This window comes from Microbacterium sp. MYb54, from assembly GCF_002979515.1.
Classification (GTDB): Bacteria; Actinomycetota; Actinomycetes; order Actinomycetales; family Microbacteriaceae; genus Microbacterium.
The window spans coordinates 26,857-45,332 of record NZ_PCPA01000023.1; the positions used below are offsets into that span (position 1 = coordinate 26,857).

The 18,476-nt window shown below is 68.2% G+C and carries 16 protein-coding genes; 7 read left to right on the forward strand and 9 right to left on the reverse strand.

The genetic code is table 11. The features are described from left to right. The first annotated feature begins 50 nt into the window (after window positions 1-50). Both CQ040_RS17695 and CQ040_RS17700 read left to right on the forward strand, forming a co-directional pair. Window positions 51-449, forward strand: coding sequence for a YccF domain-containing protein (locus CQ040_RS17695; protein WP_105527657.1), 399 nt, complete (start codon window positions 51-53; stop codon window positions 447-449). A 25-nt stretch (window positions 450-474) separates the two neighbouring features. Then, the gene (locus CQ040_RS17700) at window positions 475-936 is read left to right on the forward strand and encodes a hemerythrin domain-containing protein (protein WP_105527656.1); all 462 of its coding nucleotides are present in this window, start codon (window positions 475-477) and stop codon (window positions 934-936) included. A gap of 41 nt (window positions 937-977) precedes the next feature. Here CQ040_RS17700 and CQ040_RS17705 read toward each other — a convergent pair whose 3' ends face one another. Then, window positions 978-1,964 carry a glycerophosphodiester phosphodiesterase family protein gene (locus tag CQ040_RS17705; protein WP_105527680.1) on the reverse strand — a complete coding sequence of 329 codons (987 nt, stop codon included), beginning with the start codon at window positions 1,962-1,964 and terminating at the stop codon, window positions 978-980. 90 nt (window positions 1,965-2,054) lie between these two features. Between CQ040_RS17705 and CQ040_RS17710 the strand changes: the two genes are divergently transcribed. Continuing rightward, window positions 2,055-2,981, forward strand: a complete 927-nt coding sequence (locus CQ040_RS17710) for a Bax inhibitor-1/YccA family protein (protein WP_105527655.1) — start codon at window positions 2,055-2,057, stop codon at window positions 2,979-2,981. Between the two features lie 158 nt (window positions 2,982-3,139). Then, window positions 3,140-3,412 (forward strand): GlsB/YeaQ/YmgE family stress response membrane protein, encoded by a 273-nt coding sequence (locus CQ040_RS17715; protein ID WP_017203627.1) that lies wholly within the window; start codon window positions 3,140-3,142, stop codon window positions 3,410-3,412. Between the two features lie 76 nt (window positions 3,413-3,488). On the opposite strand, the gene CQ040_RS17720 is transcribed toward CQ040_RS17715, so the two are convergent. Together CQ040_RS17720 and CQ040_RS17725 are read right to left on the reverse strand one after the other, a co-directional pair. After that, window positions 3,489-4,784: an RNA polymerase sigma factor gene (locus tag CQ040_RS17720; protein WP_105527654.1), complete on the reverse strand. Its 1,296-nt coding sequence runs from the start codon at window positions 4,782-4,784 to the stop codon at window positions 3,489-3,491. 55 nt (window positions 4,785-4,839) lie between these two features. Next, window positions 4,840-5,265 carry a YciI family protein gene (locus CQ040_RS17725; protein WP_105527653.1) on the reverse strand — a complete coding sequence of 142 codons (426 nt, stop codon included), beginning with the start codon at window positions 5,263-5,265 and terminating at the stop codon, window positions 4,840-4,842. A gap of 129 nt (window positions 5,266-5,394) precedes the next feature. Between CQ040_RS17725 and CQ040_RS17730 the strand changes: the two genes are divergently transcribed. Continuing rightward, window positions 5,395-6,060, forward strand: coding sequence for a DNA alkylation repair protein (locus CQ040_RS17730; RefSeq protein ID WP_105527652.1), 666 nt, complete (start codon window positions 5,395-5,397; stop codon window positions 6,058-6,060). A 126-nt stretch (window positions 6,061-6,186) separates the two neighbouring features. On the opposite strand, the gene CQ040_RS17735 is transcribed toward CQ040_RS17730, so the two are convergent. Genes CQ040_RS17735 through CQ040_RS17745 form a run of 3 tightly spaced genes read right to left on the reverse strand, consistent with a single transcriptional unit; the run spans window position 6,187 to window position 9,679 of the window. Beyond that, window positions 6,187-7,575 carry a glycosyltransferase gene (locus CQ040_RS17735; protein ID WP_105527651.1) on the reverse strand — a complete coding sequence of 463 codons (1,389 nt, stop codon included), beginning with the start codon at window positions 7,573-7,575 and terminating at the stop codon, window positions 6,187-6,189. An 8-nt stretch (window positions 7,576-7,583) separates the two neighbouring features. Beyond that, window positions 7,584-9,170: a glutamine-hydrolyzing GMP synthase gene (gene guaA, locus CQ040_RS17740; RefSeq protein ID WP_105527650.1), complete on the reverse strand. Its 1,587-nt coding sequence runs from the start codon at window positions 9,168-9,170 to the stop codon at window positions 7,584-7,586. Beyond that, complete coding sequence (locus tag CQ040_RS17745; protein ID WP_105527649.1) at window positions 9,167-9,679, reverse strand: DUF3817 domain-containing protein; 513 nt, start codon at window positions 9,677-9,679, stop codon at window positions 9,167-9,169. The genes guaA and CQ040_RS17745 overlap by 4 nt, the downstream gene beginning before the upstream one ends. Window positions 9,680-9,781: 102 nt before the next feature. Here CQ040_RS17745 and CQ040_RS17750 point away from each other — a divergent pair, with 102 nt between their 5' ends. Next, on the forward strand, window positions 9,782-10,405 hold the full coding sequence (locus CQ040_RS17750; RefSeq protein ID WP_105527648.1) for a glyoxalase: 624 nt from the start codon (window positions 9,782-9,784) through the stop codon (window positions 10,403-10,405). A 115-nt stretch (window positions 10,406-10,520) separates the two neighbouring features. Here CQ040_RS17750 and CQ040_RS17755 read toward each other — a convergent pair whose 3' ends face one another. The 3 genes from CQ040_RS17755 to CQ040_RS17765 all read right to left on the reverse strand — a co-directional run bounded on the left by CQ040_RS17755 (window position 10,521) and on the right by CQ040_RS17765 (window position 17,313). Beyond that, complete coding sequence (locus tag CQ040_RS17755) at window positions 10,521-15,143, reverse strand: ExeM/NucH family extracellular endonuclease (RefSeq protein ID WP_105527679.1); 4,623 nt, start codon at window positions 15,141-15,143, stop codon at window positions 10,521-10,523. Between the two features lie 236 nt (window positions 15,144-15,379). Beyond that, window positions 15,380-16,138, reverse strand: a complete 759-nt coding sequence (locus CQ040_RS17760) for an SURF1 family protein (protein ID WP_105527647.1) — start codon at window positions 16,136-16,138, stop codon at window positions 15,380-15,382. A gap of 59 nt (window positions 16,139-16,197) precedes the next feature. Beyond that, a complete protein-coding gene (locus tag CQ040_RS17765) occupies window positions 16,198-17,313 on the reverse strand; it encodes a GuaB3 family IMP dehydrogenase-related protein (protein ID WP_028502331.1) in 1,116 nt (371 codons plus the stop codon). A 73-nt stretch (window positions 17,314-17,386) separates the two neighbouring features. On the opposite strand from CQ040_RS17765, the gene CQ040_RS17770 reads away from it, so the two are divergent. Then, a complete protein-coding gene (locus CQ040_RS17770; protein WP_105527646.1) occupies window positions 17,387-18,472 on the forward strand; it encodes an FAD-dependent oxidoreductase in 1,086 nt (361 codons plus the stop codon). Window positions 18,473-18,476: the final 4 nt, after the last annotated feature.

Genomic DNA, 18,476 nt, shown 5'->3' on the forward strand with positions numbered 1-18,476 from the left:
CTCGGGGCGGATGCTCAGGCGCGGGCGATCCGGACTGACACAATCAGCTCATGCGCACGATCCTCAACATCATCTGGGTCATCCTGGCCGGCTGGGCCCTGTTCCTCGGGTACGTCCTCGCCGGCATCCTGCTGTGCATCCCGATCATCACGATCCCCTGGGCGATCGCCTCGTTCCGCATCGCCGCCTACGCCATCTGGCCGTTCGGTCGCGAGGTCATCAGCAAGCCGACCGCCGGCGTCGGGTCGTTCCTCGGCAACGTCCTCTGGGTGATCCTCGCCGGGTGGTGGCTCGCTATCGGTCACATCGTCTCCGGCATCCTGCTGTGCATCACGATCATCGGCATCCCGATGGGCATCGCCGACTTCAAGATGGTGCCGGTCTCGCTCATGCCACTCGGCAAGGAGATCGTCTCCACCCGCCGCGGCGCATTCGATCACACGCTCTGAGCGGGAGCCCTCCTACACTGGGGCGATGGATGCCGCCCGCCTGATCGCCTGGGATCAGGAACTCCGATCGGCGCATTCCCGTCTGCGTGCCGCCCTCGCAGCAACCCGCGAAGCTCTCGATCAGGGCGAGGATGCCCCGGATGCGACCTCGGAACTCGCGCTGTACTGCATCGGCTTCTGCGCCGCTCTCGACGGCCACCACGGCGCGGAGGACCGGCAGCTCTTCCCCGCTCTGCGCGCGGAGCATCCAGAACTCGGCGGGGTGATCGACAAGCTGATGCAGGACCACTCGATGCTCGCCCATCTGCTCGCCTCGCTGCGCAGCGCTGCCGAACGCGGCGACAACGCCGCGGCGATCGGCGGGCACCTCGACGGGATCGCCGCGATCATGGAATCGCACTTCCGCTTCGAGGAGCGCGAGATCCTCGAACCCCTGCGCGCGATCGTGCTCGACGACGACGTGCAGAGCGTGCTCGGACCGCTCTGAATCGCGTGATCCTCTGCGTCCCCCGATCGTGTGACGGATGGTCAGCTGCGGAAGAAAGCGACGCCCAGATCCGGATGATCGACGAACACTCCGTCGATCCCCTGACGCGCGATCACGCCCCACTCGGCCTCGTAGTCGCCGTAGGCATCGCGCCCGCCCGGTCCGCGGAACTCCGCGGCGAGGAAGGCGTTCTCCGGACGGCAGGTCCAGGTGAAGACCTGGAGGCCGCGCTCATGCGCGTCGGCGACGATCGTGTTGCCGCGGTCGAGCAGCATCTTCTTGCTGACGCTGATCCCGTCGACTCTTCCGACGAGTCCGTCGAGGCCCCGAGGGGTGACGGTGTCCTTGTAGGTGAGCGCCTGCTTGCCCTCTGCCACCAGCCGGTCGTACGGACGCCCCGATGCCTCGATCAGGTAGATGTACGAGGCGGAGATCCCGCGTTCGCGCAGCTCACCGAGCACCGTCGACTCGAAGCACTCGATCACCAACGGCAGTTCGCCGTCTGCCCATCCGGCCTCGTGCAGCTCGCGATCGATGAGGGGGGCGAGGTCGAGACCGATGCTCGCGAAATAGGTCGCGTGCTTCACCTCGAGCACGACGCCGATCTCCCGCCCGTACTCCGCCGATCCGGCGCGCACGATGTCGAGCACATCACGCAGCCGCAGGATCTGCTGCGCCCCGTCGAAGCTGGCGCTGGACACCCGCATCTCCGGCAGCCGCTCACGGCCCCGCAGCGTCGACAGCTCAGCCCAGGTGAAGTCCTCGGTGAACCAGCCGGTCAGCGCCTGTCCGTCGACGCGCTTGGTCGTCTTGCGGTCGGCGAACTCCGGACGCTCGGCGACATCGGTCGTGCCCGAGATCTCGTTCTCGTGCCGCACGACGAGGACGCCGTCTCTCGTCGCGACGATGTCGGGTTCCACGGCGTCCACCCCCATGGCGAGCGCGAGCTCGTAAGAGGAGCGACTGTGCTCCGGACGATAGCCGGGCGCACCGCGGTGCCCGATGACGAGGGGTGATTTCCTGGGCACGCTCTCAGCGTAGAACACCCCGGCACCGCCACCTCCCGAGTATCGTGGAGGAAAGAGACCTACTACCCCCCTTTGGAGTGAGGCCCACCAATGAGCAACTTCGCTTTCAACAACCCTGCTTTCCAGAAGCAGGACCCGCGCAACGTCGCGACGTACCCGGGCGGACCTCAGGCTGCCCAGGGCGCGCAGAACGCCTCGCTCCAGCACGGTGCGATGGACGCCGCGGCCAACGCACAGCTCGAGGGCATGTACGCAGCCCCGCCCGCCGGCGCCATCGAGACCGACCGCATGTCGGTCGAAGACACCGTGTGGAAGACGGCCGGCCTGTTCGGCGTCCTGCTCGTCACCGCCGTCATCGGTTGGGTGATGACGCTCGGTGGCCTCGACGTGCCGCGCTATGACCCCTACAACCCCGCTCCCGTCAGCATGCTGCCGTGGATCGTCGGTGCACTCGGCGGCTTCGTGCTCGCCATGGTCATCACCTTCACCTCCCGCAAGAAGGTGCGCCCGGCGCTGATCTTCGCGTACGCGGTGTTCGAGGGACTCTTCATCGGTGGAATCTCGGCCTTCTTCGAGGTCATCTACCCCGGCATCGTCTTCCAGGCGACGCTCGCGACCGTCTCGGTCGTCGGTGTGACCCTGGCGCTCTTCGCGAGCGGCAAGATCCGCGCGTCGAAGAAGGCCACCAAGATCTTCATGATCGCCATGGTCGGCTACCTGGTCTTCTCGCTGCTGAACCTCGTCCTCATGTGGACCGGCGTTCTGCCCCAGGGGCAGGCGTTCGGCCTCCTGAGCGCCAGCATCATGGGCATCCCGCTCGGCCTCATCATCGGCGTCCTCGTCGTGATCATGGCGGCATACTCGCTGGTGCTCGACTTCGACCAGATCCAGCAGGGCGTCCGCAACGGCGCTCCTCGCAAGTACGGCTGGCTCGGTGCCTTCGGCATCATGGTCACGGTCGTCTGGCTCTACGTCGAGATCCTGCGCATCATCGCGATCGTCCGCGGCAACAACTGACCGCTGCGCTTCAAGAGGCCCGTCTCCCCCGCGGAGGCGGGCCTCTTGGCATACCCGGGGGCGTGCGCGCAAGGGGTTGGCACTCGGCCGGCGATGTCGGCAGTGTGGTTGTCACGAAGCCCCGGCACCCTGGGGCTCCCGATCCACAGGAGCTGACCATGAGTTTTCTCGGCTTTCTTCTTCTCGGCCTCATCGCCGGAGCCATCGCCAAGCTGATCCTTCCCGGCAAGCAGGGCGGCGGCTGGTTCATCACGCTGCTGCTCGGAGTCGTCGGAGCGCTGCTCGGCGGGTGGCTCGGCAGCCTGATCCTCAACCGCCCGCTCACCGAGTTCTGGGACCTGGGCACCTGGCTCCTCGCCATCGCCGGTTCCATCATCGTGCTGCTGATCTACGGCCTGATCGCCGGTCGCGGTCAGAAGGTCAACGACTGACGCCACACGGCTCCGACGCTCTTCGCGTCGTCTGATGCCCGCCCCGTCGGCAGCTTCGCGCTGTCATCGGGGCGGGCTATTTCTCTGCCCCGAGCGCCTTCCGCTCCAACAGCGACCGCTCACGGTCGTTGCCGGCGAGACCAGCGGCAACGACGAACTCGCTCCTGGCCTCCTCCTCGCGTCCGAGCCGCCGCAGCAGCTCGCCCCGTGTCGCGGGCAGCAGGTGGTAGCCGCGCAGCGCCCCGGAGGACGACAGTTGATCGATGATGCGCAGGGCGGACGCAGGTCCGGTCGCCATCGCCACGGCTGCAGCACGGTTGAGCTCCACGACCGGCGACGGAGAGATGCGTCCGAGCGCCTCGTAGAGCAGCACGATCCGGTCCCAGTCGGTCTCATCGATCGATGCCGCCACCGCATGGCATTCGGCGATCGCGGCCTGCAGGCAATAGGCGCCGCGTCCACGGCCGAGCGCGTCGGCCGTGGCCAGCGATGCACGACCACGGGTGATACGTCCGCGGTCCCAGCGCCTGCGGTCCTGGTCGGCCAGCAGCACGGGGTCACCGTTGCGATCCACCCGGGCGCCGAACCGCGCCGCCGTCAGCTCCATCAACGCCAGGAGGCCGTGCACCTCGGGCTCTCGCGGCATCAGCGCCGCGAGCACACGGCCAAGGCGGATGGCCTCGTCGCTCAGCTCGGGTCGCATCCATTCGGGGCCGCTGCTCGCCGCACGGGCCTCGTTGAAGATCAGGTACAGCACGCCGAGGATGGCACCGATGCGCTGGGCGCGCTCCTCACGAGGAGGCACGTCGAAGGGGGCGTTCGCGGCGGCGAGCGTCTTCTTCGCCCGCACGATGCGCTGCTGCACGGTGACCGTCGGCACGAGAAAGGCGCGGGCGATCTCTTCGCTCGACAGGCCTCCCACCACCTTCAGCGTCAGGGCGACCTGAGCTTCCTTCGACAGCACCGGGTGGCAGGCGATGAAGATCAGCCGCAGCACGTCGTCGTCGACGGCATCCGGGTCCCACAGCAGGTCACCGCCCTCATCCTGCTCGCGTTCCAGGTCGTGGGCGAGTTGCGCGACGCGCTCGTCGAGGCGTTCCTGCCGACGCCACCGGTCGATCGCCTTGCGCTTTGCGACCGCGGTCAGCCAGGCACCGGCATTTCGCGGGACACCGTCGACGGGCCACTGCCGGAGCGCATCGATCAGAGCCTCCTGCGCCAGGTCTTCCGCGAGCCCGAAGTCGCCGACCATCCGGGTGAGCGCGCCGACGATGCGGGCGGACTCGATGCGCCAGACAGCGGCGACGGCGCGTTCCGCAGACCCGGAGTCGGGTTCAGAACGCGCCGTCTCGCGGTGCGCCGAGGTGTCCATCACTGCTGTCCCATCGCTGCTGTCCCATCACCGCAGTGTGATCACTGCTGGGCCATCACTGCTGGGCGCGCTGAGCCGCTTCCTCGCGCCAGCCCGCTTCCTTCTCGATCCACTCGTTGTCGGCGGGGAAGTCCTCGACGCCGGTCACGCGACGCACCTCGAGGTACGACCCACGTCCGAGAGGAGCACGACTCGCCCACTCCGCGGCCTCTTCGCGGGTCGGGACCTCGACGATCCAGAAGCCGTTGAAGAGCTCCTTGGTCTCACCGTAGGGGCCGTCGGTGATGAGCGGCTTCTCGGTGCTGAAGTCGACCACGAACCCCTCGGCAGCGTCGGTCAGACCCTCACCGGCCACGAGCACGCCGGCCTTGATCATGGACTCGTTGTACTTGCCCATGGCTTCGATGACCTGCTCGAACGGCGTCTCCTTGTAAGCCTCGACGGCCTCGTCGGTCGCGCGCATGATGAGCATGAACTTCATGATGTTCTCCTTGTTCGTGGGCCGTCTCTCGACCCTCTCATCTAAGACGTCGAACGGGAACGACCCGGATCGACATCATCCCGGAATTCTTTCTGAAGAAGTTCTCGGGGCGGTCGTAGACTCGCTCCCGTGACCGCCGCAGACCTCGTGCAGAGCATCCGATCCGCGCTCCGCGATGAGGCCGATCCGGAGCTGGCACCCGCGCAGCAGGCATACATGAAGTCGGCGCTGCCCTTCCTCGGCGTACGCGTTCCTCGGGTGCGAGCCGTGACGCGTGGGCTCGCGCGCGAGGTGACGGCGGCTGCGGTGCTGTGCGGTACGGCACTCGTGCTGTGGCGGGAGGCGGCCTACCGCGAGGAGCGCTACGCTGCGAGCGCGCTGATGGCTCTGCGCCCCGTACGCGCCAGACTCGACATGCTCGATGTGCACGAGGAGATGATCCGCACCGGAGCCTGGTGGGACCACGTCGACGAGGTCTCGCATCGGCTCGCCGAGACGCTCGATGCGCACCCCGCCGAGATGGCGCCGCTGTTGCGGGCCTGGTCGCGCGACGATGACTTCTGGGTGCGCCGGGCGAGCATCATCTCGCAGCTCGGGCGCAAAGATGCCACCGATCGCGAGCTGCTCACGGCCGTGATCGAACCGAACCTCGCCGATGCCGAGTTCTTCGTCCGCAAGGCCATCGGCTGGGCACTGCGGGAGCTCGGCAAGACCGACCCGGCGTGGGTGCGCGCCTTCGTCGAGTCGCACGAGCTGTCGCCGCTCTCCCGCCGCGAGGCGCTCAAGCTGCTCTAGATCGCACTTCCGGTCGCAGTTCCTGTCGCTCAGCCGCGCTTTCTGTCGTTCCGGTCGCACTTGCCGTCGCTCCGGTCGCGCAGAAGCGGCAGGAACTGCGACCGGAGCGCGTCGCTCGCCGAGGTCTCAGACGCGACGAGACGGGCGCTCGGCGACAGACGCGATCACGGCGGTGAGGGCGTCGAGCGAGCGCTGGGGGCTCCACGCCGCGGCGACCGACGGGGCCTCGGCGCTCAGAGCCGCGAGCCGGTCGGGGTCGGTCAGCAGGTCACGGATCGCCACGCCCAGCGCATCGACGTCGCCGCTGGGCACCAGTACGCCACCGCCCTGCTCCAGCACGTCACGGATGCCGTAGCGGGCGTCGTACGACACGACGGGCGCCCCGTGCAGGAGAGCTTCGACGATCGACAGCGGCTGCCCCTCGTAGGCGGTTGCCGTGACGATGAGGGATGCGCGGTCCAGCACCGTGCCGGGAGAATCGGTGTAGCCGGCGAGCAACACCCGATCACCGGCTCCGAGCTCCTCGATCAATGCGCGCAGTCGGCCCTCTTCAGGGCCGCCGCCCCAGATCTCCATCCGAGCGTCCGGCACGTCTGCGGCGAGGAAGGCGCGGATGGCTTGATCGATGCGCTTTCCCGGCGCGAGGCGACCGAGCACGACGACGAGGCCATCTTCGCGCAGGTCGTCGCGGCCGGTCACCGGGGCGATCGGATTCGGCACCACGACGTGTCGCGCCGGTTCTCCGAACCGCGCCACCACGTCGTCGCGCTGCGTGGTGGTGGGCCAGATCACCGCATCGAAACGGTCGGTCAGACGGAACCAGCGCGTCCAGAGCGTGTTCATCGGAGCATCCGGGGTGTACGGCGCCTCGACGTGCATCGTGTGGATCGGGTGCAGGATGCGCACGCGCGGATCGGACCAGTCGGCGATGAGCTCACCGAGCTGCCGGGACTCGCAGATCACGACGATGAGGCGGTCGCCGAACGCGGCGGTCACCTTCTCGAGCCACGCCCGATACAGCCCGCGGAACCCGTGCAGCGCTCCGGCCACCTCACCCGCGGCGTCGTAGACGAGGACGGGTTCCTCGGTCAGGTGCCAGTCCGGGTTGCCCGGGATCACCGGGAGCGCCGCGAACGGTCGCCCCTCGGCATCCGCCAGCACGCGGTATTCGACGTCGGGATCAGGGCTGACCGCGGCGTCAGCGGCAGCACGCAGCCAGTCGGCCGCTCCCCCGCCAGGAGCCACGGCCTCGTCGAAGAGGTTGCGCATCCGCGACGGGTCGACGAGTGCACCCTGTTCGACGAACGTCTGTCGATGCGCAGCGTGATCGGCCGCAGTGCCCGGGTCGAACGTGAGCAGCTGCGGGCCCGCACCGTCTGCCACACCGGCGGCAGCGAGCTGTCGGGCACGCGTGAGCGTCGCGATCGTGTAGCCGCCGTCCATCCCCGGGATCAGCCGACTGGACAGCACCACGTACTCGGCGTCGGGAAGTACCGGCGCCGCATCGGGGAGCATCGTGCTCCCTACTCCCACTCGATCGTCCCCGGCGGCTTCGAGGTCACGTCGAGCACGACGCGGTTGACGTCGCGCACACCGTTCGTGATGCGGTTCGAGATCTTCGACAGCACGTCGTACGGCAGGCGCGTCCAGTCGGCCGTCATGGCGTCTTCACTCGACACCGGACGCAGCACGATCGGGTGACCGTAGGTACGGCCGTCGCCCTGCACGCCCACCGAGCGCACGTCGGCCAGCAGCACGACGGGGCACTGCCAGATCTCCTGGTCGAGTCCTGCCTTCGTCAGCTCTTCGCGGGCGATGGCGTCGGCCTCACGCAGAATCTCGAGACGGTCAGCGGTGACCTCACCGATGATCCGGATGCCGAGACCGGGCCCCGGAAACGGCTGGCGTCCGACGATGGCCTCGGGAATGCCGAGCTCGCGACCGATCGCACGCACCTCGTCCTTGAACAGGGCGCGCAGCGGCTCGATCAGCTCGAAGTCGAGGTCGTCGGGGAGGCCGCCCACGTTGTGGTGCGACTTGATGTTCGCGGTGCCGGCACCGCCGCCGGACTCGACGACGTCGGGGTAGAGCGTGCCCTGCACGAGGAACTTCACCGGAGCGCCGCCCGAAGCCTTGGCCTCAGCGACGAGGTCGAGCTGCACCTTCTCGAACGCGCGGATGAACTCGCGTCCGATGATCTTGCGCTTCTCCTCCGGATCGGTCACACCCTCGAGGTGACCGAGGAAGGTCTCTGCCGCGTCGACCGTGATCAGACGCACACCGGTGGACTCTACGTAGTCGTTCTCGACCTGCTCGCGCTCGCCCTTGCGGAGGAGGCCGTGGTCGACGAAGACGGCGGTCAGCTGGTCGCCGATCGCCTTGTGCACGAGCGCGGTGGAGACCGCGGAGTCGACCCCGCCGGAGAGAGCGGAGATGACGCGGGCGTCACCCACCTGCTCGCGGATGCGCTCGATCTGCTCGGCGATCACGTTGCCGCTGTTCCAATCGGACGCGAGACCCGCACCCTTGTGCAGGAAGTTCTCGAGGACCTGCTGACCGTGGTCGGAGTGCTTGACCTCGGGGTGCCACTGCACGCCGTAGAAGCCGCGCTCCTCGTTCGAGAACGCCGCGACCTTGGTCGCATCCGTCGTCGCGAGCACGTCGAAGCCCTCCGGCGCCTTGGCGACCTGGTCGCCGTGGCTCATCCAGACGTTCTGCTGCGCGGGCTGGCCGCCCAGCAGCGTTCCGCCGTCGCCCGAGATGACGGCATCCGTCGCACCGTACTCGCGCAGGCCGGTGTTCGCGACCTCGCCGCCGAGCGTCTGGGCCATGTACTGGAAGCCGTAGCAGATGCCGAGCGTCGGAACACCGAGGTCGAAGACCGCCGGGTCGAGCTTCGGGGCCCCCTCCTCGTACACCGACGAAGGACCGCCCGACAGGATGATCGCGACCGGGTTCTTGGCGGCGATCTCCTCAGCTGTGGCGGTGTGCGGCACGATCTCGCTGTAGACACCCGCCTCGCGGACGCGACGGGCGATCAGCTGCGCATACTGCGCGCCGAAGTCGACGACGAGCGCGGGGCGCTGCTGGGTCTCGGACTGTTCGGTCAACGGACACCTTCCGGGGCGGGGGTGGAGGCCTCGGAGGCCTCTCTGGTGGCGAGATAGGTCTTGACTTCACGGGCGACGACCGCCTCCATGAAGAACGACAGCAGCGGCACGACGCCGCCGAGCGCGAGCAGGATGAAGCGGGGGAAGCGCCAGCGCATCAGGCTCCACATGCGGAAGCACGCGAAGAGGTAGACGACGTAGAACCAGCCGTGCGCCACGAGGATGAACAGCGACAGGTTGAACCCGTCGCCCAGAGAGGTCATCTCGCAGGAGTTGGTCATCGGGGCGAAGAGCGACCACCACTGGCAGTCGGGCCCGGCGATCACGCCGGCGAACCAGAGCGGTCCTCCTGAGCCTCCCATGAAGAGCTCGAGGTGGATCGGCGTGTACTTCAGCACCATCTCGGTCAGCAGCAGGAGCAGCATGACTCCGGTGATGATCGACGCGATCTGGTAGAACTTCAGCGCACCGCGGATCGCCGGAAAGCTGGCGACTTTCGGTTCGGGCATGGGTCCAGTCTAGCCGCCGGAAAATCGTGCCGAATCCGGTCGCGGAGGCATCGGTCAGGAATCGAGAAGCAGCTCGGATGCCGGGCTCGTAGCGTCGTCGTCATGAACACCACCATCGATTCCCTCACCCTCGACCTCCCGGATGTGGACGCCGCCCGCTCCTTCTACACCCAGGCGTTCGACCTCGGCGATCGCCTGCGGTTCCGCACCGCAGATGCCGATACCTCCGGCTTCCGCGGATACACCCTGTCGCTCGTCGTCTCGCAGCCCGCGAACGTACACGCCCTCATCGACGCGGCCGTCGCCGGCGGAGCCACCGTGATCAAGCCGGTGTCGAAGTCGCTCTGGGGCGTCGGCGGCACGGTCCAGGCTCCGGACGGTGCCATCTGGAAGATCGCGACCTCCGCGAAGAAGGACACCGCTCCCCCGAGTCGCGCGGTCGACGAGATCGTGCTGCTGCTCGGCGCGGAGGACGTGGTCGCCTCGAAGACCTTCTACGCGGACCGCGGCATCCCGGTCGGCAAGAGCTTCGGCCGCAGCTATGTGCAGTTCGACACCGGAGCCGGCCCGATCGGACTCGGCCTGTACCGTCATGCGTCGCTTGCCAAGGATGCGGGTGTTCCGGCGGAAGGGTCCGGCTCGCATCGGATCACGGTCAACGGCGTGCTCGGTGCGGCGGTCGACCCCGACGGCTTCGTGTGGGCTCCGGTCGCGGTGACCGCCTGAGACGTCGCGTTCACCACCCGTGATCCGGAGAGGAGACGACGAAGGCCGCCGGGATCGCTCCCGACGGCCTTCGCCTTTGTCATCCGACTATCGGATCAGAACCGCGCTCTCCCGCTCAGAACCACCGAGTGAGGAGGTCCCAGAGCCAGTCGAGGATCGCACCGATGATGCCGCCGGCGCGGTTGACGGTGACGGTGGCTGTCGCCGCGTCTCCATCGGCCTGCGACGCAGCGACGGTGTACTTGCCCGACGGAGCGCTCTTCGGCACGGTGACCGAGGTGTTGAACGTGCCGTCTGCGCCCACCTGGACGGTGCCGACCTGGACCGGCTTGCCCTTCTTGGGACGCAACTCGATGCTCACGGTCTCGCCGGGCACGTAGCCCTCACCGGTGACCTTGAGGCTCTTGCCCGCGGTCACCTTGGACGAGCCGAGGGCGATCGTGCCGGCGAACTGCTCTTCGCCGGCGATCGTGAACGGCACCTGCACCGTGGTGCCGGTACCGGCGACGGCCACCGTGAGCACCTGCTCGCCGAAGACGCCGGACGGAACCGTGAAGGTCAGGCTGGCACGCCCGCCTTCGTCGGTGGTGTCGACGACCGCCGGGTCGACCGCACCGGCCGCGAGCTGCGTGCCGCCGAGCGACAGCGACACCTCGCCCGGGGCCGGCTCACCGGCGCTGAACGCCAGCGAGGAGAGCGACACGGTCACCTGGTCGCCGGCGCTGTAGCCGTCGGCGTCCGCAGGGCTGACCGCGACGCCGACCGCGCGCTGGGCGTAGTCGGGGCTCGCGGTCTTGTTCGCGTCGAACCAGTCGACCATGGACTGCAGATCGACCTTGCCGGTGTCGCGCTTGCCCGTGCCCTCCTTGAAGGTGAAGAAGTTGTCTCCACCCGCCGCGAGGAACGAGTTGGCTGCGACCGTGTAGTTCGCAGCCGGGTCGAGCGCCGCGCCGTTGAGCGTGATCGACGTGATCCGCGAACCCTGCGCCGCGGCGGGGTCGTAGGCGTAGACCAGGCCCTCCGAGACACCGAGCTTCAGGAACGGACGCGCCGATCCCGCCGGCTGCCACTGTTCCTCCAGCACGCCCTTCAGCTGTGCACCCGTGAGCGTCAGCGTCACCAGCGTGTTGGCGAACGGCTGGACCGTCGCCGCCTCGCGGTAGGTGACGTTGCCGTCGGGGTCGGATGCTCCGGCCGAGGCGTACGTGAGGTTCGCACGGATGCCGCCGGGGTTCATGATCGCCACATCGGCGCCCGTGGACCACTTCTGCACGTCGGCGACGAAGTTGCCGATGGTGGACTCGCCACCGCGGTTCTCCGTCTTGCCGTCGCTCTGGCGTGCGCGGTTGAAGTCGGCGGTGATGTCTCCGACCTTGATCGCGCCCAGCACATCGGCCTCGGCCTTCGCCTTGGCGACGATGTCGGCCACCTCGGGGACGGCCGGGTACAGCGGCTTGCCCGCAGCGGTGAGGGGCTTGATCTCGTTGGTGATCGAGATCAGGTCCTTCGTCTTCGGGTCGACCTTGATGTTCATCAGGCCCAGGTTCTCGCCGTACTGCCCCGCAGAGACGACCGGGCGGCCGTCGATCACGTGGTTGTAGGCGAGGTGGGTGTGCGCCGACACGATGGCGTCCACGTCGTCATCGACGCCGTAGACGATCTCGCCGAGGGGCGAGTCCGGGGTGATGCTGTCGAGCGCGACACTGGCTGCGCCCTCGTGGACGAGCAGGATGACGACATCCGCCTCGCCGTTGGACTCATCGCCGTCGCGCAGGTCGTCGGCCACCGCGTTCACGGAGTCGACGATGCTGCGGACCTCGAGGTCCTTGATGCCCTCGGGCGAGACGAGCGAGTCGAGATCTTCGGTGACCGCACCGACGAAACCGACCCGGACGCCGTCGAGCTCCTTCACCCAGGCCGGTGCGAGCGCAGGCTCGCCGGTCTCGGTGACGAACACGTTCGAGGAGATGTACTCCCAGTCCGCACGCTCCTGCACGCGATCGCGCAGGTCTTCCCAGCCCTGGTCGAACTCGTGGTTGCCCGCCGCGCTGACGTCGAGGCCGGCCGCGTTGAGCGCGTCGATCGTGGGGTTGTCGTCATTGATGAACGAGGTGAACGTCGATGCGCCGATCAGGTCGCCGGCACCGGCGAAGATCGTGTTCGGGTTCGCCTCACGGAACTGTTTTACCGCGCCTGCCAGCACCGCCGCGCCTGCAGCGGCGCCGTCGGCCTCGATCCGACCGTGGAAGTCATTGACCGTGACGACGTCGATGCTCACAGGCGGGATCTCCGCGGAGACGCCGACGATGATCGGGTCGTGGTCGCTGGAACGGTACGGGGTTCCCGACTCGGTGGCGCCGTACGCGTAGCCGCGGTCGCTCCACTCCGGCGAGTTGATGCCCCACACCCCGGCACCCGTGATCGACGAGGCGAGCGACGGCGACGCGATCACGTGGTCGAGCGAGCCGAGCTCGCCGTCGAACGAGTACGTGTACTGACCGGAGGCCTTGTCGGCGACCAGGTCGCTCCACCCGTTCGAGGTGAACACGTCGATCGGGTCTTCCTTGCCATAGGCGTTGAAGTCGCCGATCAGCAGCATGTCGCCGCTGCCGGTCGTCTGCTCGAGCTGGTCGGTGAAGGCGAGGATCGCGTTCGCCTGCTTCACGCGGTCGGCGTTGAAGAAGCCCTGGCCGTCGGCCGGCTCGGCTCCCGCGCCCTCGGGCGGCGACTTCGACTTCAGGTGGTTCGCCACGACCGTGACGACACGTCCGTCGATGTCGAACGCCTGCGCGATCGGCTCACGGGCGTTGCCCCACACCGTCTCGTCAGTGACGGTGATGCTGTCGCCGACCCGCTTGACCGCATCCTTCTTGTAGATGATCGCGTTCGTGATGAAGTCGGTCGTCGCCGCGTTGTTCAGGGCGGCGGGCGTGGGCACGTAGCCCCACACGTCGCTGCCTGCGTCGGCGTTGAGCCCGGCGACCAGGTCTTTGAGGGCGGTGTCGATGGGCTTGCCCAGCTTCACCGAGTTCTCGATCTCCATGAGCGACACGATGTCCGCATCCAGCCCGTTGATCGCCGCGACGATCTTGGACTTCTGGATCGCGAACTGCGCCGCGTTCGCCGCACCTCGGGCGTTGGAGTTCTCACTCTTCAGCGTCGTGAAGTAGTTGTAGACGTTGAAGGACGCGACCTGGACGTCGCCGCCCACGGTCGGTGCACTCTCGGTGCGCGGGTTCGTCGCCTCGAAACCGACCTTGAGGTCGGCGGACGAGGAGTCGTCGATCGGCACGACCGGCTGCAGACGCCAGTCGTTGAAGCCCCACTGCAGCACGTAGCCGTTGTCGCCGAAGTCGACGGTGTCGCCGTTGCGGACCACCGTGTCCTTCGTGAAGTACGGCTGCTCACCGGGGTGGCCGCTGTTGGACACCTGGATCGACCAGCCGTCGTCGAGCAGAATCCGGTTGGCGCGGTTGGCCGCGGTGATCGCTGCGGCTGCGTCACCCGGACGCGTGGTCTCGGTGCTCTTGACGGCGAGCGCATCGCCGGCGTTCAGCCAGAGCGCACCGAAGTTGAACAGCTGGTGGCTGGAAGCGAGACGGTAGGTCCCCTCCGGAGCCACGTACATGTTCTCGTACTGCTCGCGGTCGGCGCCCTGCACCGTGGCGGGCAGCGGCGTGACGGCGGGAACCCCGACGCCGGCGGTGAGAACCTCGACATCGGCGGCCGCGGCCGGGTTGATCTGCGTCTGCCCGAAGTACTCGCTCACAGAGCCCGTCACCGAGACGAGGTCACCGATCGCCAGGGCCGGAGCAAGGGCGTTCAGGAACACGAACACGCCATCGGAGGCACCGGGAGTCGCATCCGTCGCGCCTCCCGAACCCTGGGTCTGGATGACGATGCCCTTGTAGCCGCCGGTGCGGTAGTCGGCGGTGACGACGCCCTCGACCTGCACGGTCTGGCCGTTCAGCGGGGAGACGTCGGTCGCGCCCTGGACCTCGGCGATGGTGGCCTCGGTCGGGTCAGTGCCAGGACCTGTGCCCGGGTCGGTGTCGCCGGAGTTCTGCGGAGTGATCGTGGCGGAGAGCGTGAAGTCGGCGCTGTTGACGTCGGTGTCGACGCCACCGGTGCGGTTGAGCGACTTGACGTCGGTGTTGCCGGTGGGCGCAGTCGCCGCCGTGGCCTCGAACGTGTTCGAGGTGCCGTAGCCGAGCAGGTCGACGACGCCGTCGACACCCACGACCGAGCCGGGGGTGAGGGTCACAGCGGCGGTGCCCTCGACAAGCGCGAGCGTGCCGTTGGTGCCGCTGGGAGTCAGGGTGCTGACGGCGTCCGGGGCCGGCAGCTCAGCGCCGTTGGCTCCGTTGCTGTTTCCCTGCACCAGGTAATAACCACCGGCCGGGATGACACCGGTGAGCGGGGCGACGCCGTTGAACGCCGCTGTTCCGTTCGCCGAGCGGTACTGCAACGACATCCCGTCGAGGGTGACAGGGGCGGACGTGGGGTTGTACAGCTCGACGAACTTGTTCTTGAACGCCGCGCCCGCGCTTCCGCCGGACAGGTACGCCTCATTGATCACCACCCCCGTTCCCGTGGTGTCTGCGGTGGCGGGAACCGCGGCCAGCGAGCCGAGGCTCAGCGCGGCGACGCAGGTCACGGCGAGAGCGCCGATGCGCCCCCGACTTCTACGGTGCGAGACGGGAGCCATGCGGCTCTCGTCGTCTGGAGCGGACATCATCGGTGCTGTCTCCTCGGTCGGGTTCGACACTTCTCAGGACTGTCACGGCACACAGGGGAAACTCCCAGCATGCTCACATGGTGCGAGCATACGGAGCGGTCCGGACATCCTCAACGGAGTTTCCCGATTCGTCATCGAGCGCTCACCGGATGGCCCGCGCGACCCCTGACGAAGGTCGCTAACCGGGGAGGGCGACGCACAATTGCGCATCAGATCACGCGCGGATGCGCGAGCGGTCAGACGGCTTCGGCCGCAGCCTGCTCTTCGAACTCCTCGACCTCGCGCTCCCAGGCGTCCTTCGCCAGGCGATACCAGAGGTAGAACGCGAAGCCGGCGAAGATCGCCCACTCGACCGCGTAGAAGACGTTGAGCCAGTTGACCGGCGAGATCTCATCCGGTGCGGGAGAAGAGATGTCGGCCAGTCCGGCCGTCGCGGTCGTCGAGGCGAGATACGGACGGTAGACATCGAGCTGCTCGATGTCGTGCCAGCGGCTGAGGAGAGCTGCAGGCGACATCCGGTCCATCTGGTCCGGGTTCGCATGCGGTGGCACGCGCGGACCCTCGTCGGAGATGATGCGTCCGGAGACGGCCACTTCGGAGCCGTCGGCACCGGCCTCGAGCTCTTTCACAGCGGCGTCGGCGGTCTTCTGATCGGGAGCCCAGCCGATCGCGACCGCGACCGAGACGCCCTCATCGACCCGCAGCTGACCGGTGACCCAGTAGCCCTGGACATCGTCGTTGAATCGACTCGACACGACGAGGAAGTCTTCCGGCACCCACGCGCCCGAGGTCTCGACACGCTGACCGACGAGCGGTTCAGGAAGGTACTCGCCCGGTTCCAAGACCTCCGTCAGCGGCAGCACCTGCTCGGTGGCGCCGGGAGCAGGCGGATCGGTCTCGATCGCACGCTCGAGCTGCCACTGGCCGAGCCAGGCGAAAACGCCGGCGACCAGAAGGCAGAGCAGGAGCATCCCGATCCAGCGTCCCCGGAGCATGACCTCACGGAGAGTCGGGGGGAACAGAGCAGGATTCGTCACGGTGAAGCGCAGGACCCTTAGGCCTCGTACGGTGCGAGCACGACCTCGACCCGCTGGAACTCCTTGAGGTCGGAGTATCCGGTGGTCGCCATCGACTTGCGCAGCGCGCCGATGAGGTTCGCGGTGCCGTCGGCGACGGGCGCCGGTCCGTACAGGATCTCCTCGAGCGTGCCGATGCCGCCGACCTCGACGCGGTGGCCCCGCGGAAGCTTGGGGTGGTGCGCCTCGGGGCCCCAGTGGAAACCACGACCGGGCGCGTCGGTGGCACGCGCGAGCGCGACGCCGAGCATGACCGCGTCGGCACCCATCGCGAGAGCCTTGACGATGTCGCCGGAGGTGCCGACGCCGCCATCGGCGATCACGTGCACGTAGCGTCCGCCGGACTCGTCGAGGTAGTCGCGGCGAGCAGCTGCGACATCGGAGACCGCCGTCGCCATCGGCGCGTGGATGCCGAGGGTCGCGCGGGTCGTGGAGGCTGCTCCCCCGCCGAAGCCGACGAGCACGCCGGCGGCGCCGGTGCGCATCAGGTGGAGGGCAGCGGTGTAGGTCGCGGCACCGCCGACGATGACGGGCACGTCGAGGTCGTAGATGAACTTCTTGAGGTTGAGGGGCTCTGCGACGCTCGAGACATGCTCGGCCGACACCGTGGTGCCGCGGATCACGAACAGGTCGACGCCCGCCGCAGCGACGGTGTCGTAGAACTCCTGGGTGCGCTGGGGGGTCAGGGAGCCTGCGACCGTGACGCCGGCCTCGCGGACCTCGGCGAGACGGCGGGTGATGAGCTCGGGCTTGATCGGCTCGGAGTACAGCTCCTGCATCCGCACCGTGGCCTTGGCGTCGTCGAGACCGGCGATCTCCGCCAGCAGCGGCTCCGGGTTCTCGTAGCGCGTCCACAGACCCTCGAGGTCGAGCACACCGAGTCCGCCGAGCTGCCCGAGCATGATCGCGGTCTGCGGGCTCACGACCGAGTCCATCGGTGCACCGAGCACCGGGATCTCGAAGCCGAAGGCGTCGATCGTCCAGGCGGTCGACACGTCCTCCGGGTTGCGCGTGCGCCGCGAAGGCACCACCGCGATGTCATCGAACGTGTACGCGCGACGTGCACGCTTTCCTCGGCCGAGCTCGATCTCCATGGTCACCCCACCAGCCTACCCGGCGGCCGGGCGCACCCGTGCTGGGAGACTGGAGGCGAGACCGGGAGGCTGCATGAGCACCGAGACAGTCGACATCGTCGTGGTGGGCGGTGGTGTCATGGGTTTGGCGACTGCCTGGGAGCTGGTGCGCCGGGGCCTGCGTCCCCTCGTGCTGGAGCGCTTCGCCCGCGGCCACCACGAAGGCGCATCTCACGGAGCGACGCGCAACTTCAACAACGCGTACGACGAGGAGCACTATCTCGACCTGCTGGTGCGCGCCCGCGACGGGTGGGATGCGCTCGGAGAGGTCGACGGCGAACCACTGCTGCGCCTGCACGGGCTCGTCACGCACGGAGTTCTCGACATCGCCGCCGTGCACACGGGGCTCGCTGTCCGCGGCATCCCGTCCACGATCCTCTCCCCCGCCGAAGCCGGCACCCGGTGGCCGGGCATGCGGTTCGACGGCGACGTACTGTGGTCCTCCGACGCCGGAGTCGTGCGCGCGGCGGAGACGTTGCGCGAGCTCGAACGGCGGATCGTCGTCGGAGGCAGCGAGGTGCGCTGGAACACACCGGTCGCGCACATCGGCGAGAGTCCGGATGGCGCTGTGCTCGCTCTCGCCGACGGCACTCGACTCCGCGCGGAGACCGTCGTCGTGACCGCCGGCGCATGGACGGGGAAGCTCCTCGCCCGACTCGGACTGCCACGGCTCACCGTCACCGAAGAGACACCGGCGCACTTCCGGCCGTCGACGGATGCGCCGTGGCCGTCGTTCAACCACTACGTCGACACTGCGGCATACCCCGCGACCGTCTACGGCATGCCCACACCGGGCGAGGGCGTGAAGGTGGGATTCCACCGCGTGGGCGACGAGATCGACCCGGACGCCCGCCCGCACCTGCCCACGCACGAGCGAGCGCTGGCGGACTACGTACGGGAGTGGATGCCGGGCCTCGACCCCGCATCAGCCGCGCCGATCAGCTGCACGTACACCTCGACCGACGACGGAACGTTCGTGCTCGATCGCCGCGGCCGGGTCGTGGTGGGCGCGGGGTTCTCCGGCCACGGTTTCAAGTTCGCACCGGGTGTCGGCGGGGTCCTCGCCGACCTCGCGATCGACCCCGCCGCCCGCGCCGCCGCGCCCTTCCGGCTGCCCTGAACCC